Origin of the sequence: uncultured Comamonas sp. (assembly GCF_964277875.1) — a bacterium.
In the GTDB taxonomy this organism is placed as follows: domain Bacteria; phylum Pseudomonadota; class Gammaproteobacteria; order Burkholderiales; family Burkholderiaceae_C; genus Comamonas; species Comamonas sediminis.
Window position 1 is genome coordinate 1 of sequence record NZ_CAXYJV010000024.1, and the last position, 26,889, is coordinate 26,889.

General features: G+C 63.1%; 26 protein-coding genes. 20 read left to right on the forward strand and 6 right to left on the reverse strand.

Annotated features, from left to right (window positions below; translation table 11 throughout):
* Nucleotides 1–282 precede the first annotated feature (282 nt).
* From ACHWUQ_RS09130 to ACHWUQ_RS09145, 4 genes are all read left to right on the forward strand, one after another.
* The gene (locus tag ACHWUQ_RS09130) at nt 283–1,452 is read left to right on the forward strand and encodes an L-lactate dehydrogenase (RefSeq protein WP_394680950.1); all 1,170 of its coding nucleotides are present in this window, start codon (nt 283–285) and stop codon (nt 1,450–1,452) included.
* Between the two features lie 142 nt (nt 1,453–1,594).
* Entirely contained in the window at nt 1,595–2,506 is a 912-nt protein-coding gene (locus tag ACHWUQ_RS09135) for a DMT family transporter (protein WP_312417286.1), read from the forward strand.
* A 100-nt stretch (nt 2,507–2,606) separates the two neighbouring features.
* Nucleotides 2,607–3,950 carry an MFS family transporter gene (locus ACHWUQ_RS09140; protein ID WP_394680951.1) on the forward strand — a complete coding sequence of 448 codons (1,344 nt, stop codon included), beginning with the start codon at nt 2,607–2,609 and terminating at the stop codon, nt 3,948–3,950.
* Nucleotides 3,951–4,095: 145 nt separating this feature from the next.
* On the forward strand, nt 4,096–5,325 hold the full coding sequence (locus ACHWUQ_RS09145) for a Y-family DNA polymerase (protein WP_394680963.1): 1,230 nt from the start codon (nt 4,096–4,098) through the stop codon (nt 5,323–5,325).
* On the opposite strand, the gene queF is transcribed toward ACHWUQ_RS09145, so the two are convergent.
* From queF to ACHWUQ_RS09165, 4 genes are all read right to left on the reverse strand, one after another.
* Nucleotides 5,326–6,183 carry an NADPH-dependent 7-cyano-7-deazaguanine reductase QueF gene (queF, locus tag ACHWUQ_RS09150; RefSeq protein ID WP_312417289.1) on the reverse strand — a complete coding sequence of 286 codons (858 nt, stop codon included), beginning with the start codon at nt 6,181–6,183 and terminating at the stop codon, nt 5,326–5,328.
* A 54-nt stretch (nt 6,184–6,237) separates the two neighbouring features.
* Nucleotides 6,238–7,116 (reverse strand): 2OG-Fe(II) oxygenase, encoded by an 879-nt coding sequence (locus ACHWUQ_RS09155; protein ID WP_239810955.1) that lies wholly within the window; start codon nt 7,114–7,116, stop codon nt 6,238–6,240.
* A gap of 38 nt (nt 7,117–7,154) precedes the next feature.
* A complete protein-coding gene (gene yaaA / locus ACHWUQ_RS09160; protein ID WP_312417293.1) occupies nt 7,155–7,931 on the reverse strand; it encodes a peroxide stress protein YaaA in 777 nt (258 codons plus the stop codon).
* 64 nt (nt 7,932–7,995) lie between these two features.
* Nucleotides 7,996–11,031 carry an Rne/Rng family ribonuclease gene (locus tag ACHWUQ_RS09165; RefSeq protein WP_394680952.1) on the reverse strand — a complete coding sequence of 1,012 codons (3,036 nt, stop codon included), beginning with the start codon at nt 11,029–11,031 and terminating at the stop codon, nt 7,996–7,998.
* Nucleotides 11,032–11,618: 587 nt separating this feature from the next.
* Between ACHWUQ_RS09165 and ACHWUQ_RS09170 the strand changes: the two genes are divergently transcribed.
* Genes ACHWUQ_RS09170 through ACHWUQ_RS09185 form a run of 4 tightly spaced genes read left to right on the forward strand, consistent with a single transcriptional unit; the run spans nt 11,619 to nt 14,802 of the window.
* Nucleotides 11,619–12,650 (forward strand): RluA family pseudouridine synthase, encoded by a 1,032-nt coding sequence (locus ACHWUQ_RS09170; RefSeq protein WP_239810958.1) that lies wholly within the window; start codon nt 11,619–11,621, stop codon nt 12,648–12,650.
* A gap of 21 nt (nt 12,651–12,671) precedes the next feature.
* Nucleotides 12,672–13,328 carry an HAD-IA family hydrolase gene (locus ACHWUQ_RS09175; RefSeq protein ID WP_394680953.1) on the forward strand — a complete coding sequence of 219 codons (657 nt, stop codon included), beginning with the start codon at nt 12,672–12,674 and terminating at the stop codon, nt 13,326–13,328.
* A gap of 60 nt (nt 13,329–13,388) precedes the next feature.
* Entirely contained in the window at nt 13,389–13,766 is a 378-nt protein-coding gene (locus ACHWUQ_RS09180; protein WP_394680954.1) for a Rieske (2Fe-2S) protein, read from the forward strand.
* A gap of 1 nt (nt 13,767) precedes the next feature.
* Nucleotides 13,768–14,802, forward strand: a complete 1,035-nt coding sequence (locus ACHWUQ_RS09185) for a S49 family peptidase (RefSeq protein WP_394680955.1) — start codon at nt 13,768–13,770, stop codon at nt 14,800–14,802.
* 88 nt (nt 14,803–14,890) lie between these two features.
* On the opposite strand, the gene ACHWUQ_RS09190 is transcribed toward ACHWUQ_RS09185, so the two are convergent.
* Both ACHWUQ_RS09190 and ACHWUQ_RS09195 read right to left on the reverse strand, forming a co-directional pair.
* Entirely contained in the window at nt 14,891–15,673 is a 783-nt protein-coding gene (locus ACHWUQ_RS09190; protein ID WP_312833588.1) for an SAM-dependent methyltransferase, read from the reverse strand.
* Complete coding sequence (locus tag ACHWUQ_RS09195; protein ID WP_394680956.1) at nt 15,670–16,266, reverse strand: Maf family nucleotide pyrophosphatase; 597 nt, start codon at nt 16,264–16,266, stop codon at nt 15,670–15,672. Before ACHWUQ_RS09195 ends, ACHWUQ_RS09190 begins: the two co-directional genes overlap by 4 nt.
* Nucleotides 16,267–16,292: 26 nt before the next feature.
* Between ACHWUQ_RS09195 and ACHWUQ_RS09200 the strand changes: the two genes are divergently transcribed.
* The 12 genes from ACHWUQ_RS09200 to ACHWUQ_RS09255 all read left to right on the forward strand — a co-directional run bounded on the left by ACHWUQ_RS09200 (nt 16,293) and on the right by ACHWUQ_RS09255 (nt 26,669).
* Nucleotides 16,293–16,850, forward strand: coding sequence for a YceD family protein (locus ACHWUQ_RS09200; RefSeq protein ID WP_394680957.1), 558 nt, complete (start codon nt 16,293–16,295; stop codon nt 16,848–16,850).
* A gap of 155 nt (nt 16,851–17,005) precedes the next feature.
* Nucleotides 17,006–17,188, forward strand: a complete 183-nt coding sequence (gene rpmF / locus ACHWUQ_RS09205) for a 50S ribosomal protein L32 (protein WP_021027949.1) — start codon at nt 17,006–17,008, stop codon at nt 17,186–17,188.
* Nucleotides 17,189–17,317: 129 nt separating this feature from the next.
* Complete coding sequence (gene plsX / locus ACHWUQ_RS09210) at nt 17,318–18,370, forward strand: phosphate acyltransferase PlsX (protein ID WP_239810965.1); 1,053 nt, start codon at nt 17,318–17,320, stop codon at nt 18,368–18,370.
* A 5-nt stretch (nt 18,371–18,375) separates the two neighbouring features.
* Entirely contained in the window at nt 18,376–19,356 is a 981-nt protein-coding gene (locus ACHWUQ_RS09215; protein ID WP_394680958.1) for a beta-ketoacyl-ACP synthase III, read from the forward strand.
* Nucleotides 19,357–19,422: 66 nt separating this feature from the next.
* Nucleotides 19,423–20,367, forward strand: coding sequence for an ACP S-malonyltransferase (gene fabD, locus ACHWUQ_RS09220; RefSeq protein WP_394680959.1), 945 nt, complete (start codon nt 19,423–19,425; stop codon nt 20,365–20,367).
* On the forward strand, nt 20,364–21,110 hold the full coding sequence (gene fabG / locus ACHWUQ_RS09225; protein WP_133854927.1) for a 3-oxoacyl-ACP reductase FabG: 747 nt from the start codon (nt 20,364–20,366) through the stop codon (nt 21,108–21,110). Before fabD ends, fabG begins: the two co-directional genes overlap by 4 nt.
* Before the next feature lie 105 nt (nt 21,111–21,215).
* On the forward strand, nt 21,216–21,455 hold the full coding sequence (gene acpP / locus ACHWUQ_RS09230; RefSeq protein ID WP_021027954.1) for an acyl carrier protein: 240 nt from the start codon (nt 21,216–21,218) through the stop codon (nt 21,453–21,455).
* A gap of 84 nt (nt 21,456–21,539) precedes the next feature.
* The gene (gene fabF / locus ACHWUQ_RS09235; RefSeq protein ID WP_394680960.1) at nt 21,540–22,784 is read left to right on the forward strand and encodes a beta-ketoacyl-ACP synthase II; all 1,245 of its coding nucleotides are present in this window, start codon (nt 21,540–21,542) and stop codon (nt 22,782–22,784) included.
* Nucleotides 22,785–22,915: 131 nt separating this feature from the next.
* Nucleotides 22,916–23,458 carry a hypothetical protein gene (locus tag ACHWUQ_RS09240; protein WP_394680961.1) on the forward strand — a complete coding sequence of 181 codons (543 nt, stop codon included), beginning with the start codon at nt 22,916–22,918 and terminating at the stop codon, nt 23,456–23,458.
* Between the two features lie 59 nt (nt 23,459–23,517).
* Nucleotides 23,518–24,153 (forward strand): RNA polymerase sigma factor RpoE, encoded by a 636-nt coding sequence (gene rpoE, locus ACHWUQ_RS09245; protein ID WP_182343191.1) that lies wholly within the window; start codon nt 23,518–23,520, stop codon nt 24,151–24,153.
* 56 nt (nt 24,154–24,209) lie between these two features.
* Nucleotides 24,210–24,977, forward strand: coding sequence for a sigma-E factor negative regulatory protein (locus ACHWUQ_RS09250; RefSeq protein ID WP_369459049.1), 768 nt, complete (start codon nt 24,210–24,212; stop codon nt 24,975–24,977).
* Between the two features lie 219 nt (nt 24,978–25,196).
* Entirely contained in the window at nt 25,197–26,669 is a 1,473-nt protein-coding gene (locus ACHWUQ_RS09255) for a DegQ family serine endoprotease (protein WP_394680962.1), read from the forward strand.
* Nucleotides 26,670–26,889: the final 220 nt, after the last annotated feature.

The window sequence follows — 26,889 nt, forward strand, 5'->3', positions numbered from 1 at the left end:
TGCTTGCACCCCGGTGCAAGCTGCGGACCATCGCTTCGAACTCATCCCGATTGCACTCCAACGCGGCTGCGTAGAGATCGCAAGCAGGTTCTATACACCTGGATGGATAGAACATCGACATAATGTCGGCCTATCTGTTTACCCGCAGTCCTGTAAAACCCGTAGTCCACACGCCTAGGACGGCGGCTGTGCCCCCTGGGCGACAGGGACCCAGCGAAGGGCGCGTTACACAGTGGCCTGGCCGCCAGCGCCGCTGCAGTGGCTTGATAACAAGGAAGATTTGTGGCTGATTTATCCAAAATCACATGTATTGAAGATTTGCGCGTGCTGGCTGAAAAGCGCGTGCCCCGGATGTTTTACGACTATGCGGACTCGGGCTCGTACACCCAGGGCACCTACCGGGACAACGAGGCAGCATTCCACAAGATCAAGCTGCGCCAGCGTGTGGCCGTCAATATGGAAGGCCGCAGCACGCGCAGCACGATGGTGGGGCAGGAGGTCAGCATGCCGGTGGCCATTGCGCCGACGGGCCTCACCGGCATGCAGCATGCCGATGGCGAGATCCTGGCGGCCCGCGCGGCCAAGGCCTTTGGCATTCCGTTCACCCTGTCGACGATGAGCATCTGCTCGCTCGAAGATGTGGCCGAGCACACGGGCCGCCACCCGTTCTGGTTCCAGCTCTATGTGATGCGCGACCGGGACTTCATGGAGCGCCTGATCGACCGGGCCAAGGCGGCGAACTGTTCGGCCTTGCAGCTCACCCTGGATCTGCAGATCCTGGGCCAGCGCCACAAGGACATCAAGAACGGCCTGTCCACCCCGCCCAAGCCCACCTTGAAGAACCTCCTCAACCTGGCGACCAAGCCGCGCTGGTGCATGGGCATGCTCGGCGCCAAGCGCCGCACCTTTGGCAATATCGTCGGCCATGTCGATGGCGTGGCCGATGTGAGTTCGCTGTCGTCCTGGACGGCTGACCAGTTTGACCCCTGCCTGAACTGGGGCGATGTGGAGTGGATCAAGAAACGCTGGGGCGGCAAGCTGATCCTCAAGGGCGTGATGGAAGCCGAGGATGCGCGGCTGGCGGCAGAGACCGGCGCGGACGCGCTGATCGTCAGCAACCACGGGGGCCGCCAGCTTGATGGCGCACCGGCGACCATCGATGCGCTGCCGTCGATCGTGCAGGCCGCCGGCAAGGACATCGAGGTCTGGCTGGACAGCGGTATCCGCAGTGGCCAGGATGTCCTCAAGGCCCGCGCGCTGGGCGCCCAGGGCACGTTGATCGGCCGCAGCTTTCTGTACGGCCTGGGTGCCTATGGCCAGGAAGGGGTGACGCGCGCGCTGCAGATCATCCACAAGGAGCTGGATGTGTCGATGGCCTTCTGCGGCCACACCAACATCAACAACGTGGACCAGCGGATTCTGGTGCCCGGCACCTATCCCCAGCCTTATTGAGTGAGGCAGGAGCAGGCCGGGTGCTGGCCCCTTTTGATGCCGCAGGCTCGCATCGCCAAATGCAGGCGCACAAAGGGCAGTGATCGCCTACCATCGGGGCCCTAGTGATGAAGTGGATGCGGTGATGGCTGACGGAGCGGGAATGCAATGGGGTGGCTGGTGGATGGCACTGGTGGTATTTGCCGCGATCGCGCAGACGGCGCGCAATGCGGCGCAGCGCTCGCTGACCCGCGACCTGGGCACCTGGGCTGCGACCTTGGTGCGCTTTCTCTACGGCCTGCCGCTGGCTGGGCTGGCGCTGGTGCTGCTCTATACCTTGCCTGCAAAAGCGCCTGAGATTGCGCATTGGACGGGCGCCTATTTTGGCTGGCTGGCGCTGGGCGCTTTCTTCCAGATTGCCGCGACCGGCGCCCTGCTGCTGGCGATGCAGCAGCGCAATTTTGCCGTCGCCGTGACCCTGTCCAAAACCGAGGTGCTGCAGGTGGCGCTGTTTGGCGCGGTCTTTCTGGGCGAGCTGCCCACCTACTGGGCGCTGGCGGCGATGGCCATTGCCACCCTGGGCGTGGCGCTGCTGTCACTGCCGCCGCGCCAGATCGGCGCCAAGCTAGACTGGCGCAGCAAAGCCGCGATGTATGGCCTCATTTGCGGCGCCTGCTTTGCGATTGCGACCGTGGGCTTTCGGGGTGCCGCGCTGGCACTCAATGCGCCCAGCGCGCTGCTGTCGGGCGCCTGGGGCGTGTTCATTGCGCAGTGCATGCAGACCCTGGCGATGGGCGCCTGGTTCCTCTGGCGTGACCGCGGCGTGCTGCTGCGCATTGCCAAGGCCTGGCGCGTGTCGCTGTTGGCGGGCTGCATGGGGAGTGCCGCGTCTCTCGCCTGGTTCAGCGCCTATGCGCTGCAAAGCGCCGCCTCGGTGCGCACCCTGGGTATGGTCGAGGTGGTGTTCAGCTACCTGGTCTCGCGCCGGGTGCTCAAGGAGCAGCTGCGCCGCAACGAGAAGTGGGGCATTGCGCTGATGCTGGTCGGCATTGTGGTGATCTGCACTCAACTGTAATCCTGAAGGGGCTGCGCGCTGGAAATTCAGCGCCCGTCTGACATCAGGGGGTCTCGCGGGCGGCGCATCATGGTCTGCATTGCTATACGGGACCACTCCAATGACAACACCCTCCACGCCAAGCGCTGGGCCGTCGGCCGCCCAGGCTTCGGCCACTACACCGCCCCATTACAGCCCGGAAGAAAAGCGCCACCGCATTTTCTCCATCATGGCGGCCTCGTCGGGCAACCTGGTGGAATGGTTTGACTTCTATGTCTATGCCTTCTCAGCCATCTACTTTGCCGCTGCCTTCTTTCCCAAGGGTGACCCCACCGTACAGCTGCTGAACACCGCCGGCGTCTTTGCTGCCGGCTTTTTGATGCGCCCGATCGGCGGCTGGCTGTTTGGCCGCATTGCCGACAAGTACGGCCGCAAGAAATCGATGCTGATCTCGGTGACGATGATGTGCGCTGGCTCGCTGGTGATTGCCTGCCTGCCGACCTATGCACAGATTGGCGCCTGGGCGCCGTTCCTGCTGCTGCTCTGCCGCTTGTTCCAGGGCCTGTCGGTGGGCGGTGAATATGGCACCACGGCCACCTATATGAGCGAAGTGGCCCTCAAGGGCCAGCGCGGCTTTTTCTCGTCGTTCCAGTATGTCACCCTGATCGGCGGCCAGTTGCTGGCCGTGCTGCTGATCGTGATTCTGGAAGCGGTACTGAGCGACGCCGAGCTGCGTGCCTGGGGCTGGCGCATTCCCTTTGTTGTGGGTGCTGCTGCGGCGGTTGTGGCGATGCTGCTGCGCCGCACCTTGCATGAGACCCAGTCCACCGAGGCCATGCAGAACAAGGAAACCGGCACCTTGGGCAACCTGTTCAAGCACCACTGGCGCGCCTTTGTCACCGTGCTGGGCTATACCGCCGGCGGCTCGCTGATCTTCTACACCTTCACCACCTACATGCAGAAGTACCTGGTCAACAGCGTGGGCCTGCCGATCAAGACGGCCAGCTATGTGATGACCGTCTGCCTGTTTGTGTACATGTGCATGCAGCCACTGTTTGGCGCGCTGTCCGACCGCATTGGCCGGCGCACCAGCATGATGCTGTTTGGCGCGCTCGGTGCCCTTGGCACGGTGCCGATTCTGACCACCCTGCACCAGGCCTCGTCGCCGGTCATGGCCGGGCTGCTGATCCTTGTCGCGCTGGCGATTGTGAGCTTCTACACCTCGATCTCGGGCATCGTCAAAGCGGAGATGTTCCCGCCCGAAGTGCGTGCGCTGGGCGTGGGCCTGGCCTATGCGGTGGCGAATGCGATTTTTGGCGGATCGGCCGAGTTCGTCGCGCTGGCACTGAAGAATGCCGGCCATGAAAATGCCTTCTTCTGGTATGTGACGGTGATGATGGTGATTGCCTTCCTGTTCAGTCTGCGCCTGCCCAAGCAGGCCGCCTATCTGCACCACGACCACTGAGCCACACGATAGCCCCACAGCGGCGGCATCTGCACCGGGGGCGGCTGCAAGCCGCGCCGCGCTGGGAGACAATAGCCAGGTGTGCTCCGCCCCCCCGCCATCGCCGCCTGGTCTGCCTCCGCGCCGCCGCATTGCGCATCTGGACATGGATGCCTTCTATGCCTCGGCCGAGCTGCTGCGCTACCCGCAGCTCAAGGGCCTGCCGGTCATCATCGGCGGGGGCCGCAGGGCCGAAGATGAGGCGCTGAAAGCGCGCTATGGCGACCGGCTCGACGCGATCCCGCCCGAGGCTTTTCCCCAGCTCAAGGACTATGTGGGCCGGGGCGTGATCACCACGGCCACCTACCCGGCGCGCGCCTTTGGCGTGGGCTCGGCGATGGGCATGATGAAGGCGGCCAAGCTGTGCCCGCAGGCCATTTTGCTGCCGGTGGATTTTGCGCGCTACCGGCATTTTTCGCGCCAGTTCAAGGCCATCATCACCGCGATGGCGCCGCAGATGGAGGACCGGGGCGTGGACGAGGTCTACATCGACTTCACCCATGTCGAAGGCGGTCAGGACGACCATGGCCGCAGCCTGGCGCTGCGGATGCAGGCGGCCATCCATGCGGCCACCGGGCTGACCTGCTCGGTGGGGGTGGCCCCCAACAAGCAATTGGCCAAAATGGCCAGCGAGTTCAACAAGCCCAACGGCGTGTCCATCGTGCTCGAGAGCGATCTGCAAACGATGATCTGGCCGCTGGCCTGCCGCAAGATCAATGGCGTGGGCCCCAAGGCCGATGCCAAGCTGCAGGCGCTGGGCATCCACACGCTGGGCGATCTGGCCGCCAAGGACCTGCCCTGGTTGGTGGAGCACTTTGGCCGCAGCTACGGCGCCTGGCTGCATGCATCGAGCTGGGGGCGGGACAACCGGCCCGTGGTGACCGAGAGCGAGCCGGTATCGATGAGCCGCGAGACCACGTTTGACCGCGACCTGCATGCGGTGCGCGACAAGGCCGAGCTGGGGGCCATCTTTACCGAGCTGTGCCAGATGGTGGCTGCTGACTTGCAGCGCAAGGGCTATGTGGGGCGCACGATTGGCATCAAGCTGCGCTACCCGGACTTTCGCATCGCCACGCGCGACCACAGCCTGCCGCTCTACACCCAGGATGCCGCTGCCATCCGGCATGCGGCCGGCCAGTGCCTCAAGCGCGCACCGTTGGACCAGCGGCTTCGGCTGTTGGGGGTGCGGGTAGGCGGCCTGCTGCCGCTGGAGCAGGCCCTGGCCCAAGGGCTGGTGGGCGACGGGCAGGCGATGCGCCAGGCCCAAAACCGCCTGGGCGTTGCGGAGCCAAAGGCCGACCCCTACACCTTGCCGCTGTTTGACGACCTCGACTGATTACTGGCGTGCGGTGCGGATGTTGGCCGGCAGGGCCATCGGCTGGCTGGTGCGCAGCGGGTTGATGTCCAGACCACCCCGGCGCGTGTAGCGGGCGTAGACCGTCAGGCGGATCGGCTTGCAGTGCTTCCAGATGTCGACAAACATGCGCTCGACGCACTGCTCGTGGAACTCGTTGTGGTTGCGAAAGCTCACGATGTACTGCAGCAGGCGCTCCTGGTCGATCGCCGGGCCGGTGTAGCTGATGCGCACGCTGCCCCAGTCGGGCTGGCCGGTGACCAGGCAGTTGCTCTTGAGCAGGCGGCTGCACAGGGTCTCGGTGACGGGCGCCTCGTCAAAGGCGGCGCGCAGCAGCTGGGGTTGGGGCTGGTAGTGCTCGCAGTCGATATCCAGCCGGTCCAGGTTCAGGCCGTCGAGCTCCTGCAGTGGCAGGGTGTCGAACACCTCGGGGTCGATCATCTGCACGCCGACCGAGGCCTGGTAGGGCGCGCCGCGCCATACGGCTTCGCTGATATCGGCCAGCAGCTTGGCGCGCACTTCATCGGCCGAGCCAAAGCGGCTGTTGTTGAAGCTGTTGAGGTAGAGCTTGAAGGACTTGCTCTCGACGATGTTGGGTGTTTCGCAGGGAATCGTGAAGCTCACCAGCGCGACCTGGGGCTTGCCGCGCAGGTTGAGCCAGGAGACTTCATAGGCCGTCCACAGGTCGGCGCCAAAAAAGGGCAGCTTGTCGGGCTGCAGGCCGATCTCGTCGCGCTTGGCCTGGCGGGGCAGCGGGAAGAGCAGGGTGGGGTCGTACTGGTCGATGTAGGCGGAGCGCTGGCCCAGGGGCGATTGCTCGGGTGAAGGGGAGACGGTCATGCTGTGGAACAAAAAGCGGCCGCTGCCTGCGTGGGGCCAGGCGGCGGCTGTGGTTTACTTGAATTCGCCCTCGCGCAACCACTTGGTGGCGATCCATTTCTCGCCGGCGATCACCGGTGAGCCGCCATGCAGGCTCTTGGTTGCAGGGTCGGGCGCGGGGTAGCTGAAGAACACGGCATTGCCACGGCGCGGTGCGACTTCCAGCCCCACATCGGGGAAGCTGGTGCCGCCGCCGGCTTGCGGGTTGTTCAGGTAGATCACCAGGGTGGCCAGGCGCTGGCCGCCACGCTTGAGGATCGTCGGCGTGCCGGGCTGGGTCGGGTCGAAGTAGTCGTAGTGCGGCTTGTACTCGGCACCGGGCCGGTAGTGCAGCACCTGCAGGCCTTCGCCATGGTTTTCCGGCCAGTTGACCAGCTTGGCGATGCGGCGCTCCAGCGCGGCGACGGCAGGTGTTTCCTCACGCTGAAAAAACATGCCATCGCTGGTGCGGTCGGCATTGACTTCTTCGCCGCCGGTCTGCGTCTCGACGGTCAGCGAGCGCTGCATGCGCGGCTCAGCGGCGGCGATGATGGCATCGCACTCCTCGTCGGACAGCAGGTTGCCGAAGACGACGACACGCGGGTGCTGCAGAGACAGCAGCACGCTGACTTCGCGGTCACCGACATCAATGGTGGAGGGCGATTGCGCCAGGTTGGGTTCGGGCAGCGGACGGGACGAGACGGCAGGCGCAGAGGCAGCCGCTACGGTCTCCCTGCTCGCCTGCAACTGCGCGAGGTGCTCGGTCAGCACCGATTCCATCGCAGACTCGGCGACATCGGCATTCCAGCCGGCATCGCACATGGCTTTGAACACGCGGTCGGCGCTGACGCCTGCGCTCGCCTGATCAATGATCCAGGCGCGCAGTTCCGGGGTGAGGGGTTGCGAGGCGGTCATCAGATTCCTTTCGCGGCCCATTGTGCATCAAAGTCCCATCAATCGACCTTGCGCCTGAACACGAAATGGTCTTCGCTCGAGGCCTCGGGCGTGAAGGCGTAGCCTGCAGTGCCGAACTTCTTCAACGCCGCCGGCGTCTTGGTCTGGTGCTCGATGGCGTAGCGCGCCATCATGCCCCTGGCCTTCTTGGCAAAGAAGCTGATGGTCTTGTACTGGCCGTTCTTGTAGTCCTCAAAGCTGCAGTCGATGACGCGGGCGCGCAGCACCTTGCGGTCGACCGATTTGAAGTACTCCTGCGAGGCCAGGTTGACGACCACCGGCTTGTCTTCGCCGGCCTGCTGCGCATTGAGGTAGTCGGCGATCTGCGTGCCCCAGAAATGGTAGAGGTTGCTGCCTTGCTCGGTGGCCAGGCGCGTACCCATCTCCAGCCGGTAGGGTTGCATCAGATCGAGCGGGCGCAGCACGCCGTAGAGGCCGCTGAGCATGCACAGATGGGACTGCGCCCAGTCCAGCTGCTTGGCGCTCAAGGTGGAGGCCTGCAGGCCGTCATAGACATCGCCATTGAAGGCCATGATGGCCTGGCGCGCGTTCTTGCTGCTGAACTTGGGCGACCAGGCCTCATAGCGGGCCACATTCAGCGCGGCCAGCTTGTCGCTGATGTCCATCAGGCTGGCGATCTGCTGCGGCGACTGGGTGCGCAGCACCGCGATCAAGGCCTTGGACTGGGGGATGAACTGGGGCTGCGTGCTGGGCAGGCCGGCAGGCAGCGGGGTTTCATAGTCCAGAGATTTGGCGGGCGAGAGCAGAAACAGCATCAGGGGCTCCATCAATGAAACAGGCCGGATCGCTCCGGCCTGAGGGTTGCTGGGTCAGCGTTTTTTAAGCGGTTTCGCGCTCAAAGGGCAGGACCAGGTCGGTCAGATCCTTGCGGGTCTCGACGAGGATCAGCGGGCCCTGGTCGATCTGCACCACGGGCTGGCGCTCACGCGGCACATGCACCGGCTTGGGCTCGGCGGCGATGGCCGCTTGCACGGCGGCGATCTTGTCGGCATCGGAGTTGATCCATTGCAGACCTGCGGTGCTGGCGATCTGGTGCAGTGCATCCAGCGGCAGGCTGTAGCTGGCAATCGCTGGCAGACCGGCCTTGGCTGGCTCGGCAGCGACGGGCGCAGGGGCTGCAACCACCGGTGCTGCTGCGACGGGGGCGGCAGGCACGACTGGAGCCACAGCGGCCACGGGTGCAGCTTCCTGGGCAGCAACCGGTACCTCGGCTTGCGCCACAGGGGCAGGAGGCGGTACCACATCGGCCACGGCGGGCGCTGGGGCTTCTACCGGTGCGGCGGCAGGCGCTGCGTTGAAGTAGCTGCGGCGTGGTGCCTCGTCGGTGTCTTGCGGCACGGCAGGGGCAGCATCGGCGCCAAAGCCCGAGTCGGCGGCGGCGTTGTCGCCTTCGGCCTGCTCGTCACGGCCATTGCGCTCGCGCTCACCACGGTTGCGGCGGTCGCGGCCATAGCGGTCACGCGAGCGGCGCTCACGGCGTTCTGGCGTTGCGCCGTCTGCATCAGCAGCGCCTGGTGCGGCTTGGTTGCCGGTATCCAGGTCCAGCGATGGCAGGGAGGCAATCACCGCATCAGCGTTGAGGGGTGCCGGTGCGACGGCGTTGAGGGGCTGGGCCGCCTCTTCACCGTTGTTGTTGCGGCGGTCCTGGCGCTCACCACGGTCGCGGCGGCCTTCACGCGGCTCGCGGGGAGCGCGCTCGGGGCGGGGTGCGCGTTCCTGGCGCTCGCCGTTGGCAGCGGCGTTGTCGCCGGCTTGCGGGTTCAGCGGGGCGTCGTCACGGCGGCTGCGCTCCTGGCGGTCACCGCGCTCACCACGGCGGTTGCGGCCTTCCTGGTCGCCGCCACGGGGGCTGCGGCTGCCGTCGGCCGAGCCGTTGTTGCCACGGCCATTGCGCTCACCGCGTTGTTCGCCTTCGGCGCGCTCGCCACGGGCAGGGCGGTTGCCGTCCTTGCGGTCACCACGGTCGCCGCGCTCTGCACGGTCCCCACGGCCGCCACGGTTGTTGGCGTTGCGGCCATCGCGGTTTTCACGGCGGGCGTCGGCAGCCGGTGCTGCTGCGGGTGCAGGCACGGGAGCCGGTGCGGGCTCAGGGGCCATGCCGAAGAAGCGCTTGAGCCAGGCGAAGAAGCCCTTTTGCGGTGCGGCCACAGGAGCTGCAGCGGGCGCTGCGGCGGGGGCGCCTGCCGGCTTGCCGTTTTGCGGATTGGCGGTACGTGCAGCAGGTGCCGGGCGTGGCTCGGCAATCGGCGCCGGTGCATCGGGCAGCACGCCCTTGATGACCGGGGTCTGCTTGTTGGTCGGCTCTTGCGAGCGGCGGGTGAAGCCCAGGCTTTCCTCTTCGGGGTCAGCCAGCTTGTAGCTCGCCTCCATCGAGTCCAGACGGGGGTCGTCGTGCTTCATGCGCTCGAGCTTGTAGTGCGGGGTCTCCAGCGCCTTGTTGGGCACCATGGTGACGGACACGCGCTGCTTGAGCTCGATCTTCTGGATTTCGGTACGTTTTTCGTTGAGCAGGAAGGAGGCGACTTCGACCGGCACCTGGCAGTTGACGGCTGCCGTGTTGTCCTTCATCGACTCTTCCTGGATGATGCGCAGGATCTGCAGCGCCGAGCTTTCCGCATCGCGGATGTGGCCGGAGCCGCCGCAGCGTGGGCAGTTGATGTGGGCACCTTCGCTCAGCGCAGGCTTGAGGCGCTGGCGGCTCATTTCCATCAGGCCGAACTTGCTGATGGTGCCGAACTGCACACGGGCACGGTCCTGGCGCAGCGCGTCACGCAGGCGGCTTTCCACATCGCGGCGGTTCTTCGACTCTTCCATGTCGATGAAGTCGATCACGATCAGACCACCCAGGTCGCGCAGGCGCATCTGGCGGGCCACTTCGTCGGCCGCTTCCAGGTTGGTGCGGGTGGCGGTTTCCTCGATGTCGCCGCCCTTGATGGCGCGGGCCGAGTTCACGTCGATGGAGACCAGCGCTTCGGTGTGGTCGATCACGATGGCGCCGCCCGAAGGCAGGGTCACGGTGCGGGAGTAGGCCGACTCGATCTGGTGCTCGATCTGGAAGCGGCTGAACAGCGGCGCGTCATCGCGGTAGCGCTTGACGCGGGCAGCATGCTCAGGCATCACATGGGCCATGAACTGCTGGGCTTGTTCATAAATGTCATCGGTGTCGATCAGGATGTCGCCGATGTCATTGTGGAAATAGTCGCGGATCGCGCGGATCACCAGGCTCGATTCCTGGTAGATCAGGAAGGCGCCCTTGCCCGACTTGGCTGCGCCGTCGATGGCGCCCCAGAGCTTGAGCAGGTAGTTCAGATCCCATTGCAGCTCGGGTGCGCTGCGGCCGATGCCGGCGGTGCGCGCGATGATGGACATGCCCTTGGGGTAGTCCAGCTGGTCCATCGCCTCCTTGAGCTCGGCGCGCTCGTCGCCTTCGATGCGGCGCGAGACACCACCACCACGGGGGTTGTTGGGCATCAGCACCACATAGCGGCCGGCCAGCGAGATGAAGGTGGTCAGGGCCGCGCCCTTGTTGCCACGTTCTTCCTTTTCGACCTGAACGATCAGCTCCTGGCCTTCCTTGATCACATCATTGATGCGGGCCTGGCTGGGGGAGACGCCTTCGGCGAAATACTGCTTGGAGATTTCCTTGAAGGGCAGAAAGCCGTGGCGGTCTTCGCCGTAGTCGACAAAGCAGGCTTCCAGGGAGGGTTCGACCCGGGTAACAACGGCTTTGTAGATATTGCCTTTGCGTTGTTCGCGGCCTTCGATTTCGATTTCGTAGTCCAGCAGCTTTTGGCCATCAACAATGGCGAGGCGGCGCTCTTCAGCTTGCGTGGCGTTGATCAGCATCCGTTTCATGATGCGCGTCCTTCGTAATGCGGGACAGGCTGCCTTTGTCAGTCAGGCACCTGTCTCCAATCCCAACAATAAACAGGCTCTTACTGGAGCCACAGATGCCGGGACAGACGCAGAGAAACGAAAGAATTCACAGAGCGTGTCATGTTTGCTGGTAATACTTATGTCAGCACAGGGGATCTAGGCACGCGGGAGAGGGCATGTAAATACCCGGCCAGCCAGCGCTGGGCTGCCTCCGGCTGGGATATCTGCCCTGAGAACATGCGCACAGCGGGCACGGCAAGACGCACTGGCGCACAGCTGCTGCTGTGCCAGAGAGTTGCCATCCAAGCCCACAAAATCAACATGTTGGTGTGAAGACGATCAGCTGAGCGGGGCCTGGTTGCAGGCCTTTGCGACAGCGGTCGCCAAAAATCTGTTTTTTCGTTGTTTCAATGTGTCTGTCCGCCTGATTCACTCGGCGTCCCCTGCGCAATCTTTTGGTATGCAGGTGGGGCGGCAAGGCGATCAGCCAGACATCGACCGGCCTGTGCGGGTACTGGTGGGTGAATTAAACTGCTCACCGGTAAACCAATAACTCTATCGCGCAGGTGAAACATATTATAGGGGGCAAACCGGGCGAGCCCCGTAGTCCACAAGCACCCCCAGTGGCTGTAAGGCTGGTCGAGGTCCACCCCGACGACGCAGGCCAGCGCCTGGACAATTTTCTGATGCGCCACCTCAAGGGCGTACCCAAGACCCATATCTACCGCATCATCCGCCAGGGTGAAGTCCGTATCAACAAGGGCCGCACGACAGCGGACACTCGCGTACAACCGGGCGATGTGGTCCGGATTCCACCGGTACGCGTCGCGGCCAAGCCCGAGGAAGCCGAGCGCGCCGTGCCAGCTAGGGAGTTTCCCTTGTTGCTCGATGACGATGTCATGCTGGCGATCAACAAACCCGCCGGCGTGGCGGTGCATGGCGGCTCGGGCGTCAGCTTTGGCGTCATCGAGCAGCTGCGCCGTGCCCACCCGGATGCCCGCTTTCTGGAACTGGTGCACCGGCTGGACCGCGAAACCTCGGGCATTTTGCTGGTGGCCAAGAAGCGCTCGGCCCTGACCCATCTGCAGGACCAGTTCCGTGAGCGCGAGACGGGCAAGACCTATCTGGCCCTGGTCATCGGTGAATGGCCAGCCAACAAGAAGGTGATCGATACACCGCTGCGCAAATACCTGCTGCCCGACGGCGAGCGCCGCGTGCGCGCCACGACGGCCGACGACCCCGAGGGCATGCGCTCGGTCTCGCTGGTCAAGGTGCAGCAGGTGTTTGCAGCCCGGCACCCGCTGGGCCTGCCGGCGATGAGTCTGCTGGAGGTGACGATCAAGACCGGCCGCACCCACCAGATTCGCGTGCACCTGGCCAGCAGCGGCCATGCGATTGCCGGCGACGAGAAATATGGCGACTTCGATCTGAACAAGCGCCTGGCCAAGCACGGCCTCAAGCGCATGTTTCTGCACGCCTGGCGCCTGCAGTTCAACCACCCGCAGACGGCAGAGCGTGTGCAACTGGGCGCAGAGTTACCGCCGGAGCTGGCGGATTTTGTGGCGGCAGCCTCGGCGGCCGGTGAATCAGTTTTGTGACAGATATAGAAAGAACACCCTATGGCCCGCCAATTTGACCTGATCGCCTTTGACTGGGATGGCACCTTGTTTGATTCGACGGCGGCGATTGCGCTGTCGATCCAGGATGCGGTGCGGGATGTGGGCGGTACGGTGCCCAGCCTGGTAGAAGCCCAGTATGTCATCGGCATGAGCCTGCAAAGCGCGCTGCGCCATGCCGCGCCCGATGTGCCGGAAGACCAGATGGTGGCGCTGACCAATCGCTACCGCCTGCATTTCCTCAAGCGCCAGGAGCAGGTGACCTTGTTCGAGGGCGTGCTGGAACTGCTGGACCAGATGACCGCCAGCGGCCACCTGTTGGCCATTGCCACCGGCAAGAACCGCCATGGGTTGGACCGGGTGCTGGATACGACCTTGCTCAAGGGGCGCTTCCATGCGACGCGCACCTCGGACGAGACGGCAGGCAAGCCCCACCCGCTGATGCTGCAGGAGCTGATGGCCGAGCTGGATGTGGCGCCTGAGCGGCTGCTGATGGTGGGTGACACCACGCATGACCTGCAAATGGCCGTCAATGCCGGTTGTGCCAGCGTGGGTGTGAGCTATGGGGCGCACCATTACGGTGGGTTTGAGGCCTTCAAGCCTTTGTATGTGGCCCATTCCGTTGCTGAACTGCAACAATGGATGGCGGATCATGCCTAGCTATGGTGCAATCACTGTCTGTATGTACAGTCAGATGAGACGCGGTGAACAGGTGTGGTGATGGCAGAAGTTCCGGCCCCCATGCTGGCCCTGTGCCAGAGCGATGCGCTGGTGCACGGCGGACGGGCGGTTGCCTTTGATGTTCTGTACGCCGGTCAGGCCTGCCAGGCCTTTGTGATCCGCTACCACGATGGCGTGCACGCCTACTTGAACCGCTGCACCCATGTGGCGATGGAGATGGACTACCAGCCGGGGCGTTTTTTCGACGACACAGGTAACTGGTTGCTCTGTGCTACCCACGGCGCGGCCTATGTGCCCGATACTGGAGCCTGTGCCGGCGGTCCCTGTCGTGGCGGTTTGGTCAAGGTTGCGCTGAGTGAGAGCGATGGCGTGGTCTATTGGCACCCGGATAACCGTCTCCAACCTGTTGATTTTTAAGATGAACCCCATGGATAACCATCCTCAGCACAATCCGCCGCCGGCGCCCGACCTGTGGGGGCAGACGGCCGCTGCGGCGCCCGCCGCTGCCGCAGCTCCCAGCCCGGGCTGGGAGCGCTCGGTGCTGGAGCGCCTGGCTTTTGACACGCTCAAGGAGCAGCGCGCAGCTCGGCGCTGGAAGATTTTCTTCCGCCTGGTCTGGCTGGGTTTGGTGATTGCATTGGGCAGCTACCTGTTTGGCTCGGATGGCTCCGCCGCCAAAACCTCCTCCGAGCACACTGCGGTGGTGGAACTCAAGGGTGAGATCGCTTCCGGTGCGGACGCCAGTGCCGAATTTGTCATTGCCGCGCTGCGCACCGCTTTCGAGGACGATGGCGCCAAGGCCGTGGTGCTGTTGATCAATTCGCCCGGTGGCAGCCCCGTTCAGGCGGGCATGATCAATGACGAGATCGTGCGCCTCAAGGCCCAGTACAAGAAGCCCATGTACGCCGTGGTCGAGGAGTCCTGTGCGTCGGCCGCCTACTACATCGCCTCTGCAGCCGACAGCATCTATGTCGACAAAGCCAGCATCGTCGGCAGCATTGGTGTGCTGATGGATGGTTTTGGCTTTACCGGAACGATGGACAAGCTGGGTGTGGAGCGCCGCTTGCTCACCGCTGGCGCGAACAAGGGCATGCTGGATCCGTTCAGCCCGATGAATGACAAGCAACAGGCCTATGCGCAGCAGATGCTGGGCCAGATCCACCAGCAGTTCATCCAGGTGGTGCGCCAGGGCCGGGGTGACCGTCTCAAGGAAACCGATGACACCTTCAGCGGCCTGTTCTGGACCGGGCAAGAGGCCGTGAAGCTGGGCCTGGCCGATGGCCTGGGCAGTCTCGACCAGGTGGCCCGCGATGTCGTCGGTGCGGAAGAGGTCGTCGACTACACGCGCCGCGACAATGTGGCCGAGCGCTTTGCCAAGCGTTTTGGTGCCTCGGTGGGCGCGGGGGCCGTGGGTACCTTGCGCTCCATGTCGCTGCTGCCCAGTGTGCGCTGACAAGGTCCATGGTTGAATGACAAAGCGGTGCCTTGGCACCGCTTTTTTCATGGTCGCAGCCGCAAGGGCTGCAGCCTTTAACGGCCCCTCAACGGCCAATCGCAAATACCATCGGGGTGCGGTTGTCCAGGCTGGTGTTGAGCGGCTTCCACTGCTTGACCAGGCGGCTTTGTGTGTTGGCGCTCTCCAAGGTCAGCCCGCTGGAGATGGACAGGCGCGTGTTGGGCTGCAAGGTTTGCAGCAGCGCGCCCAGCAGGGCCTGGTTGCGGTAGGGGGTCTCGATGAAGATCTGCGTCTGGCCCTGGCGCAGCGCCAGTTGCTCGAGCTCGCGCAGGCGGGCGCTGCGGTCGCCGGCATCGCTGGGCACATAGCCAACGAATGCAAAGTTCTGGCCGTTGAGGCCGCTGGCGGCCAGCGCCAGCAGCAGCGAGGTGGGGCCGACCAGCGGCACCACATCAATGCCCGCGTCGTGGGCGGCGCGCACCACCGAGCTGCCAGGGTCGGCAATCGCAGGCATGCCTGCCTCACTGACCAGGCCCACATCATGGCCTTGCAGTGCGGCGGCAACCAGGCTGCTGCTGTCGCTGCTGGCGGCGGTCTGCGGGTTGTGGTCGCCTTTTTTATGGGCTTCGCGCGGCAGCTCGGCAATGGTTTGCTGTTGCAGTGGCAGCGCCAGCGGTGCAACGGCATCCACCCGCTTCAAAAAAGCGCGGCAGCTTTTGGCGTTCTCGCAAACCCAGTGGGTGATGCGGGCGGCGGCTTGCACGGTGTGCAGCGGCAGTACATCGGTCAGCGGCGCCTCGGTGGCGCAGCCGAAATCGAGGGGAGTGGGCACCAGGAAAAGGCGGCCTTTGGTGGTTTGTTGGGTCATGGCAACAGCAATCCGGCAGCGCGCAGCAAACGGGCTGTGCGGATCAGGGGCAGGCCGATCAAGGCGGTGGGGTCGTCGCTTTCGATGGCGTCGAGCAAGGTGATGCCCAGGCCTTCGCTCTTGGCGCTGCCGGCGCAGTCATAAGGGGTCTCGGCAAGCAGGTAGCGTTCGATTTCTGCATCATCAAGCGGGCGGAACACGGTCCGCACCACGGCGGTATCCGCCTGCGCAAAGCCGCTGGCCTTGCAAACCACGGCCACGGCGGTGTGGAACTGCATGCTTTGTCCGCTCATCGCGCGCAACTGCGCCACGGCCTTGTCATGCACCATCGGTTTGCCCAAGGGCTGGCCGTGCAGGTCGGCCACCTGGTCCGAGCCGATCACGATGGCATCGGGGTACTGGGCGGCCACCGCATGGGCCTTGGCCAGCGCCAGCCGCAGCGCCAGCGCGGCCGGGCTCTCGCCGGGCTGTGGGGTTTCGTCCACATCGGGGGCGGCCGTCTCGAAGGGCAGGCGCAAACGCGACAGAAGCTCTCGCCGGTAGCGGGAGGTGGAGCCCAGTACAAGGGCGCGGGGCATCAGGGATTCAGACATGCCCAGATTCTCTTACACTGGCGCGCATGACAAAGGAATTTTCAGTCAATCGCCTTGAGATCAAGGCCTTTGCCCACCAAAACGCGGCGCTGGAAGGCGAGCTGCCCCTGGGGCAGTTGGCCCGTTTGCTGGCTGAAGACCAGCGCGGCCAGGCCGCTGCGGCCGAGTCTGTGCGCTGGGTGCTGGATGGTGAATGGGTGGAATCGGCTGGGGGCGCAGGCCAGGCCTGGCTGCATCTGCATGCGGAAACCGGGATGCAGCTGCAGTGCCAGCGCTGCATGCGCCCGGTGGATGTGGCCGTCGAGAGCAGCCGCTCCTTCCGCTTTGTGAAGGACGAGGCCACGGCGGCCGCGCTGGACGATGAAAGCGAAGAGGACGTGCTGGTGCTGGCGCCCCAGATCGATGCGCTGGAGCTGATCGAGGACGAGCTGCTGATGGCCTTGCCCATGGTGCCGATGCACGATGTCTGCCCGGTCGATGTGAAGCTGGAGTCCGCCACCCAGGATTTCGACGACCGCCCTGCGGAAAAAGCCAATCCTTTTGCGGCGCTGGCATCGCTGCGTATCGATAAAAACCAATCCTAGTGTGGGTGGCTTGAAGCCTGCTTGCGATCTTTGCTATAATTTGAGGCTTCGCGCGAATCCCTCGTGTCTTTAATGGGCTAGTCGCGTAAATTTAGGGCATGCGTTTGTGATTGCGCAGGCCATGTCACCAACCCTTTCAAGACTCAGGAGCCATCATGGCTGTTCAACAAAACAAGAAATCCCCTTCCAAGCGCGGCATGCACCGTTCGCACAACGCACTGAACGTGCCTGGTATCGCTGTGGAGCCTACCACCGGCGAAACCCATATGCGCCACCACATCAGCCCCAACGGTTTCTACCGTGGCCGCCAAGTGCTGAAGAACAAGTCGGAAGCCTAAGCCATAGCTGTATAAAAAAGGCCCGCAGCTACATAGTAGCGCGGGCCTTTTTTATTGCTTGCCAGGAAGCGGCGCGGGGCGCGGCGGACTGGAACTCGGTGCGAACAACGTCAAAGAATTACCGAACGAATGATCACACTGGCCGTCGATTGCATGGGTGGGGACGCAGGTATCCGTGTCACGCTGCCCGCATGCAGGAAGTTTTTGGATAGCCACCCGGATGCCCATCTGCTGATGGTCGGGCAGGCGGAGGCATTGCAGTCTTTTCAGCACGAGCGTGCGACCATCGTGCCTGCCAGCGAAGTGGTCACTATGGATGACCCGGTGGAAGTGGCGCTGCGCAAGAAGAAGGATTCTTCGATGCGGGTGGCCATCAGCCAGGTGAAGACAGGCGCCGCACTGGCGGCCGTGTCGGCGGGCAATACCGGCGCGCTGATGGCCATTGCCCGTTATGTGCTCAAGACGATGGAGGGCATCGACCGCCCGGCTATCGCCACCCAACTTCCCCACGCCAAGGGCGGCGCCACGACGGTGCTGGACCTGGGCGCCAATGTGGACTGCACGGCAGAGCATCTGCTGCAGTTTGCTGTCATGGGCTCTGCGTTGGTCAGCGCCCTCGAAAACACCGAAAACCCCACCGTCGGCCTGCTCAATATTGGCGAAGAAGCCATCAAGGGCAGCGAGGTCATCAAGCGCGCCGGCGAGCTGCTGCGCACGGCTGGCCAATCGGGTTATCTCAACTTTTACGGCAATGTCGAAGGCAATGACATCTTCAAGGGCACGGTGGATATCGTGACCTGTGATGGCTTTGTCGGCAATGTCACGCTCAAGGCCAGCGAAGGCGTGGCCAGCATGATCAGCAACGGGCTCAAGCAGGAGTTCAAGCGCAACCTGCTCACGAAGATCGCCGCAGTGATCGCTTACCCGGTGCTGGCGCGCTTGATGAAGCGGGTGGACCACCGCCGCTACAATGGGGCTGCATTGCTCGGATTGCGCGGCCTGGTTTTCAAAAGCCATGGCTCGGCCGATGCGGTGGCGTATGAGCATGCCTTGCGGCGCGCCTATGATGCCGCCCGCAATGATTTGCTGGGGCGTGTGCAGACCAAGATTCAGACGGCAGCGCCCCTGCTGATGTCGGCAGACAGCGCTGCTGCTGCCAAAACCGTGACGTCTCCTACCTGAATTCGATGAGTATTTATTCCCGCATTATCGGCACTGGCAGCTACCTGCCGCCCCGTCGTGTCACCAATGATGAGTTGGCCGCTGAAATGGCCACGCGCGGTCTGGAAACCTCCGACGAGTGGATTGTGGAGCGCACTGGCATCAAGGCGCGCCATTTTGCAGCGCCCGATGTGGTAGCCAGCGATCTGGCGCTGGAGGCGTCGAAGAACGCCCTCGAGGCTGCCAGCATCCAGGCCACCGATATCGACCTGATCATCGTCGCCACTTCGACGCCGGACATGGTGTTCCCGTCGACCGCCGCGATCCTGCAAAACAAGCTGGGCATTGCCAATGGCTGCCCGGTGTTTGACATGCAGGCGGTGTGCAGCGGCTTCGTCTATGCGCTGACGGTGGCGGACTCGATGATCAAGTCCGGCAGCGCCAAGCGTGTGCTGGTGGTGGGTGCCGAGGTGTTCAGCCGCATTCTTGATTTCAATGACCGCACCACCTGTGTGCTGTTTGGCGATGGTGCCGGCGCCGTGGTGCTCGAAGCCTCTGACAAGCCCGGCATTCTGGCCACCGAGCTGCATGCCGATGGCAGCCATGTCGACATTCTGTGCGTGCCGGGCAATGTCTCGGGCGGCCAGGTGATTGGCTCGCCGCTGCTGCGCATGGATGGCCAGGCGGTGTTCAAGCTCGCCGTTGGTGTGCTGGACAAGGCCGCGCGCGCTGCGCTCGAAAAAGCCCATATGCAGGAAGCCGATATCGATTGGCTGATCCCGCACCAGGCCAACCTGCGCATCATGATGAGCACGGCACGCAAGCTCAAGCTTGCGCCTGAGAAGGTGGTCGTCACGGTGGACCAGCATGGCAATACCTCGGCAGCCTCGATCCCGCTGGCGCTGGACCATGCGGTGCGCAGCGGCCAGGTCAAGCCTGGGCAGAATGTGATGCTGGAAGGCGTGGGCGGTGGCTTCACCTGGGGCGCCGTGCTGCTGACGATGTAGCATGGCTCGGCTTTGCCGAGACTGCTGCCATCCGCCGATTGATAAAAAACTGATTTGAACCGAGACATGAGCGCTTTTGCATTTGTATTTCCGGGCCAAGGCTCGCAGTCCGTGGGCATGCTCGATGCCTGGGGTGGCCACCCCGCCGTTGTCCAGGCTTTGCAAGAAGCCTCGGATGCGCTGGGTGAGGACCTGGGTGCGCTGATCCAGAACGGCCCCAAGGAAACGCTGGCACTGACCGCCAACACCCAGCCGGTGATGCTGGTCGCGGGTGTTGCCGCATGGCGTGTCTGGCAGGCCGAAGGCGGCCCACAGCCGATGGCCGTTGCAGGCCACTCGCTGGGCGAGTATTCGGCACTGGTGGCTGCGGGTGTATTGACCTTGAGCCAGGCCGCACCGCTGGTGCGCCTGCGTGGTGCTGCGATGCAGGAGGCCGTGCCCGTCGGCGCCGGTGCCATGGCTGCGGTGCTGGGTCTGGATGCCGAGAAGGTCAAGGCCGTGTGCGCCCAGGTGACTGCCCAGCTGGGTGGCGCTGAGGTCGTCGAGGCGGTGAACTTCAACGACCCCGGCCAGACCGTCATCGCCGGCTCCAAGGCCGCAGTGGAGGCGGCCAGCCTGGCCGTGAAGGAAGCGGGTGCCAAGCGCGCGCTGCCACTGCCGGTATCGGCACCTTTCCATTCCAGCCTGATGAAGCCCGCTGCTGAAAAGCTCAAGCTGGCGCTGGCCGAGCTGCAACTGGCTGCGCCCCAGATTCCTGTGCTCAACAATATCGATGTGGCGATGCCCAGCGATGCCGATGCCATCCGTGATGCGCTGTACCGCCAGGCCTTTGGCCCCGTGCGCTGGGTTGAATGTGTGCAGCGCCTGCGTGCGCTGGGCGCCACCCACCTGGTCGAGTGCGGCCCGGGCAAGGTGCTGACCGGCATGACCAAGCGCATTGACCCTGAACTCGTCGGTGTGGCTCTGTACGACCCCGCCACTTTGCAAGAAACCAAAGAAGCCATCGCATGACTGAAACCACCTCCACAGCCAAAGTCGCCCTGGTTACCGGCGCATCGCGCGGTATTGGCGCGGCCATCGCCCAGGCGCTCGGCGCAGCCGGCTACCAGGTGATCGGCACGGCAACGACCGAAGACGGCGCTGCCAAGATCTCGCAGGCGCTGTCGGCCTTTGCCGGCTCGCGTGGCGTTGCGCTGGATGTGAACGACGGCGCTGCCGTCGAGGCGCTGATTGACAGCCTGGTCAAGACCCAGGGCGGCCTGCATGTGCTGGTCAACAACGCCGGTATCACCCGCGACACCCTGGCCATGCGCATGAAGGATGACGACTGGGATGCCGTGCTGGGCACCAATCTGAAGGCCGTGTTCGGCGCCAGCCGCGCTGCCATCCGCCCGATGATGAAGCAGCGTTTTGGCCGTATCATCAGCATCACCAGTGTGGTGGGCGCATCCGGCAATGCCGGTCAGGCCAACTACGCGGCCGCCAAGGCGGGCGTGGCAGGTATGACGCGCTCGCTGGCCAAGGAACTGGGCAGCCGCGGCATCACGGTCAACTGCGTGGCGCCTGGTTTCATCGAGACCGATATGACGGCCCAGTTGCCCGAAGAGCAGAAGAAAGCACTGCAGTCGCAGATTGCCCTGGGCAAGCTGGGACAGCCGCAAGACATTGCCAACGCTGTGGTCTATTTGGCCTCAGACGGTGCCGGTTATGTGACCGGACAGGAGTTGCATGTCAATGGCGGCATGTATATGTAGATTTGACGAAAGTTGAATGCCGTTTCCTCGCGACGGCAAGTTGCACTCAGGTATTGCTGAAGCAGCTAGAATCGCGGGTTCATTCACAACCCCCAGAGGGAAACCATGAGCGATATCGAAGCACGTGTCAAGAAAATCATCGCCGAACAACTCGGCGTGGAAGAGTCTCAAGTAACGAACGAAAAGGCCTTCGTGGCCGACCTGGGCGCTGACTCGCTGGACACCGTGGAACTGGTGATGGCTTTGGAAGATGAGTTCGAGATCGAGATCCCTGACGAAGACGCAGAGAAGATCACGACGGTGCAGAACGCCATCGACTACGCCAACAGCCACCAAAAGGCTTAATTGATTGCGCATGCACTTGGCGCCCCTGGGGCGCAAGTGTCTTGCTGCCAATCTTCCGAGAGATCAACAAGAAAGTTGTAACGCATGAGTCGCCGTCGCGTCGTCGTGACTGGTCTGGGTTGCATCAGCCCCGTGGGTAACACGGTTGCTGAAGCCTGGTCCAACATTTTGGCCGGTCAATCCGGCATTGACCTCATTACCAAGTTCGACACCTCGGATTTCAGCTGCAAGATTGCGGGTGAGGTGAAGGGTTTCGATCTTGAGTCCTATATGAGTGCCAAGGAAGCACGCACGATGGACTCCTTCATTCACTACGGCATCGCCGCAGCCCAAGAGGCTGTGAAAGACGCCGGCCTGCCTTCGGGCGAGGCACTGGATGAAGAGCTCGCAACTCGTATTGGCTGTGTGATCGGTTCGGGTATCGGTGGCCTGCCGCTGATCGAGAACACACACGGTGAATATGAGCGCCGTGGTGCGCGTCGCATCACGCCTTTCTTTGTTCCCGCGTCCATTATCAATATGGTCGCAGGTCATGTATCGATGCGTTTTGGCTTCAAGGGCCCGAACCTGTCGGTGGTGACCGCTTGCACGACCGGCCTGCACTGTATCGGTGAAGCTGGCCGCATGATCGAGTACGGCGATGCCGACGTGATGATTGCAGGCGGCTCCGAAGCCACTGTTTCCCCGTTGGGTGTGGGAGGGTTCGCAGCGATGCGTGCACTGTCCACACGCAATGACGATCCCAAGGCGGCATCGCGCCCCTGGGACAAGGGCCGTGACGGCTTTGTACTGGGTGAGGGCGCCGGTATTGTGGTGCTTGAAGAGTACGAACACGCCAAGGCCCGTGGTGTCAAGATCTATGCCGAGCTGCTGGGTTATGGCATGAGCGCTGACGCCGGTCACATGACCGCGCCCAACATGGACGGCCCACGCCGCGCCATGCTGGCTGCCCTGCGCAATGCAGGCGTCAATGCCGACCAGGTGGACTACCTCAATGCCCACGGCACGTCCACGCCGCTGGGAGACCTCAACGAAACCAATGCCATCAAGGCGGCCATGGGTGACCATGCCAAGAAGATGGTGGTCAGCTCGACCAAATCGATGACCGGGCATTTGCTCGGTGGTGCTGGCGGCCTCGAGAGCGTCTTTACCGTCATGGCGTTGAAGGATCAGAAGATTCCCCCGACCATCAACCTGGTGGACCAAGATCCGGAATGTGATCTGGACTACTGTGCGAACACGGCGCGTGACGCCAAGCTGGACATCGCCGTCAAGAACAACTTCGGTTTTGGCGGCACCAACGGTACGCTGGTGTTCAAACGGGTGTGATGAGGCGGGCGTCTCGGCGCCACTTCTGATATGCCTCGATAAGGCCTCTGCTGCAGAGGCCTTTGTCGTTTTTGGCGGGCATGGGCAACGCAAGGGCGTCGCGTGCTCCCCGCAGGGGTTTGCCCTGCGCCATGCCGGAGCGCCGTATTGCACAATGGGGTGATGTCTCTATTCAGCGCCCCCTCATGGGACAGCATCACGGCTCCCGCGCAATGATGGCGCCGCAGACATGGGTGCTGGCGAGTCCTTCGCGCATCCGTCTGCTATTGGCGTGCTGGGTGGGGCTCACGACTGTGCTGGGTCTCGTCTGGATGCATGTGGCCGCCCCTTCTGCCTGGCAGCGTGCCCTGGCCGTGGCTGTGTTGGTACTCGCCATGGCGATCGCCTGTCGTATGCCGCTGTGGCGGGAGGGAACTTGTTTGTGCTGGACAGGCTCTCAGTGGTGCCTCGGGCAAGGCCCGCTGGCATCGGCACACCGCCAAGCGCTGGCACAGTTGGCCGTGCTGATGGATGGGCAAAGCTGGATTTTGCTGCAGGCCTGGCCGCTGCAAAACGATGGACGCAGTCAGTGGCTGCTGGTGGTGAAAGCCTCTAATCCAGAGCGTTGGCCGGATATTCGTCGGGTTTTATACTCGTCCCTTGCCGCTGAACCGCAGAACATCCATCAGGTGTAAGCCTACAGCTGAACAACCACAACAATAGCTGCAAGCTTGTAGCCAAGAGGGCCTCTTTTATGACGGGAACGCCAACGGCCAGTACCCCGAATGCAAATGACAGCGATCTGCACCTGGTGCAGCGCACGGTGGCAGGAGATCAAAAAGCCTATGGCCTGCTGGTACTCAAGTACCAGCGACGCATTGAACGCCTCATCGGGCGCATGGTGCGCGATGTGGATCTGGTGCCTGACCTGGCCCAGGAGACTTTCTTGCGTGCCTATCGTGCACTCCCGCAGTTTCGGGGAGACGCGCAGTTCTACACCTGGCTGTACCGGATTGCCGTCAATACCGCCAAGAAGGCGATGGTCGAGCTCAGCCGCAATCCGGTGATGACCGAAAGCGCGCTGCGCGGAAAAGACGATGACGATGAAACTTATGTGCCCGGGCGCGAACTAACCACAGATGAAACGCCGGAAACGGTTATTGCCGCCCAGGAAATTGCCCAGGCGGTCAATACCGCGATGGATGCGTTGCCCGAGGACCTGCGCCAGGCGATCGTGCTGCGTGAGATTGAAGGCATGTCTTACGAAGACATCGCCGCTGCGATGGATTGCCCCATCGGTACCGTGCGGTCGCGAATCTTTCGTGCCCGCGAGGCGATTTCCGCCAAGGTAAAGCCCATGCTTGAACGCCAGTCTGGCAAGCGTTGGTAGCTGATATGAGTGTGATGACTGGCTGCAAGGGCCTGGGGCCCGCTAGGAATATGGCTATGAATCTCGAAAACCAAGCATTGAACAAGAGCACACAGGCTGCCTGTGAGCAGCTGTCCGCCTGGATCGACGGTGAATTGGATGACCAGACGCTGAGCCAGCTGCTGGCCGCGTTGCCGGATCTGGCAGACGATGCGGATTGCTACGCCTCGGTGCAGTCCTACCAGGTCATTGGCGACCTGATGCGCACGGCGCATGCGCCGTGCTCTGACAGCCTGGCGTTCCTGAATGCATTGAATGCCAAGATTGCGCTGGAGCCACCGTTGGTGGCCCAGGGACAGCCCGCACCAGGCGATGTGGCCGTGCCCGCAGTGGCCACGGCCGCTGCGCAGGCTGTCACACCTGCCGCCGTGCAGGATGCTGCCAACCATTCGGTCTTCCGCTGGAAGATGGTGGCCGGCTTTGCCACGGTGGCTGCTGTCGCCATGGTGGGCTGGAACAGTGTGGGCCTGCTGTCGAACGGCTCGGGCAATGATGGACGCCAGCAGATCGCGTCAGCCGCTGCTCCCCAGGTGGTCGCTTCAGCAGCTTCTGGCCGGCCTGCAGCGGGGTCTAATGCCCAGGGGCTGGTCCAGCAGCAAGTGACGGTCGGCCAGAACTCCACGATCATGCTGCGTGATCCGCGCCTTGACGAGTTGCTGGCGGCACGCGGTCAGATTGGCGTTACTGCCAACCTGCAAATGCCAGCGGGCTTCTTGCGCAATGCCACCTTCAATGCAGAAAAGCGCAGTGATGGCTGTGCCGACAAGGCCTCGCGCCTGTGCTGATCAGGCGCTGAGTTCCTCCAAAAACACCTGCTGTGCAGGTGTTTTTTTATGACTTTCAGCGCCAGAGGCTTGAAACCTGTGGTTTGCTGCCTATCTGATGGTGATGCACGCTTGGAACCTTGAGGCAGATGGCCCCTCCAATTGCGGCACGGCGCCATTGCAAGCGGTTTGGGTCCCTGCAGATGCTGCGCCGCCCCCATTGTCAAATTGAGGAGTGATATGTCTCTAAAGCGTTGGAAGCCTTTTCAGATCAGCGCACTGGCGGCCATCCTGTCCGTCAGCAGCGCGATGATGCTGCCAGCGGCAGCCCAAACCCCCGCGCCTGCGGTCGTGCGTGGCCTGCCTGATTTCACTGACCTGGTCGACCAGGTCGGTCCATCGGTGGTCAATATTCGCACGATGGAAAAGGTCTCCAGCCGCCAAGCGCAAAGTGGTCTCGATCCCGAGATGCTGGAGTTTTTCAAGCGCTTTGGCCTGCCTGTCCCCAGCATCCCCAAGCAACAACGCCCGCAGCGCCCAGGCGCGGATGGCGATGAGGTGCCCAGCGGCCTGGGCTCCGGCTTCATCCTGACGGCAGACGGCTATGTGATGACCAATGCGCATGTGGTCGATGGCGCCGATGAAGTCATCGTGACCCTGACCGACAAGCGCGAGTTCAAGGCCAAGATCGTCGGCGCCGACAAGCGCACCGATGTGGCGGTGGTGAAGATCGAGGCCACGGGCCTGCCTGCCGTCAAGATTGGTGACGTGAACCGCCTGCGGGTGGGTGAGTGGGTCATGGCGATCGGCTCGCCGTTTGGGCTGGAGAACTCGGTGACCGCCGGCATTGTGTCCGCCAAGCAGCGCGACACTGGTGATTACCTGCCCTTTATCCAGACCGATGTGGCCATCAATCCCGGTAACTCCGGCGGCCCGTTGCTGAACATGCGTGGCGAGGTCGTGGGTATCAACAGCCAGATCTACTCACGCTCGGGCGGCTTTATGGGCATCTCGTTCTCGATTCCCATCGATGAAGCGGTGCGCGTGAGCGACCAGTTGCGCGCCACTGGCCGCGTGGTGCGCGGCAAGATCGGGGTGCAGATTTCCACCGTCAGCAAGGATGTGGCCGAATCGATTGGCCTGGGCAAGGCCCAAGGCGCGATGGTGACCGGCGTGGAAAGTGGCTCGCCTGCCGAGAAGGCTGGTGTGGAGGCGGGTGACATCATCACCAAGTTCGACGGCAAGCCGCTGGAGAAGCTGGCCGATCTGCCGCGTTGGGTGGGTAACACCAAGCCAGGCTCCAAGAGCATGGTCACCGTATTCCGCCGTGGCAAGACCTTGGACCTGCCGATCACCATCATCGAAATTCCGTCGGACGCCAATGCAGATGCTGCTGCTTCGAGCAAGGAGCCAGAGAAGTCAAAGCCTTCGACTGCAGCGCAGCAGCTGGGTCTGGTGGTTACCGACCTGACCGATGCACAGCGCAAGTCCATGCACCTCAAGGGTGGTGTGCAGATTGTGTCGGCTGATGAGGCCGCTGCCCGCGCGGGTCTGAAGCAGGGCGATGTGATCCTGGGTATTGCCAATACGGAAATCAATGACGTCAAGCAGTTCGACGCGGCTGTTGCCAAGGCCGACAAGTCCAAGCCCGTCAATGTGCTGTTCCGCCGGGGTGAGTGGACGCAGTATGTGCTGATTCGCCCGACCAAATAAGCTGTCAGCGCACCGTCGCTGTGCGGGTCACAAGCCGGTCTCCTGGATGGAGATCGGCTTTTTTCATGGGGCGGTTGGATCCAAGGAGGTGCCCGCCCCAGCAACGAAAAAGCCTCAGAGCATTGCTACTCTGAGGCTTGACGTTTGGTGCGGCTGGCAGGAATCGAACCCACGACCCCTTGGTTCGTAGCCAAGTACTCTATCCAGCTGAGCTACAGCC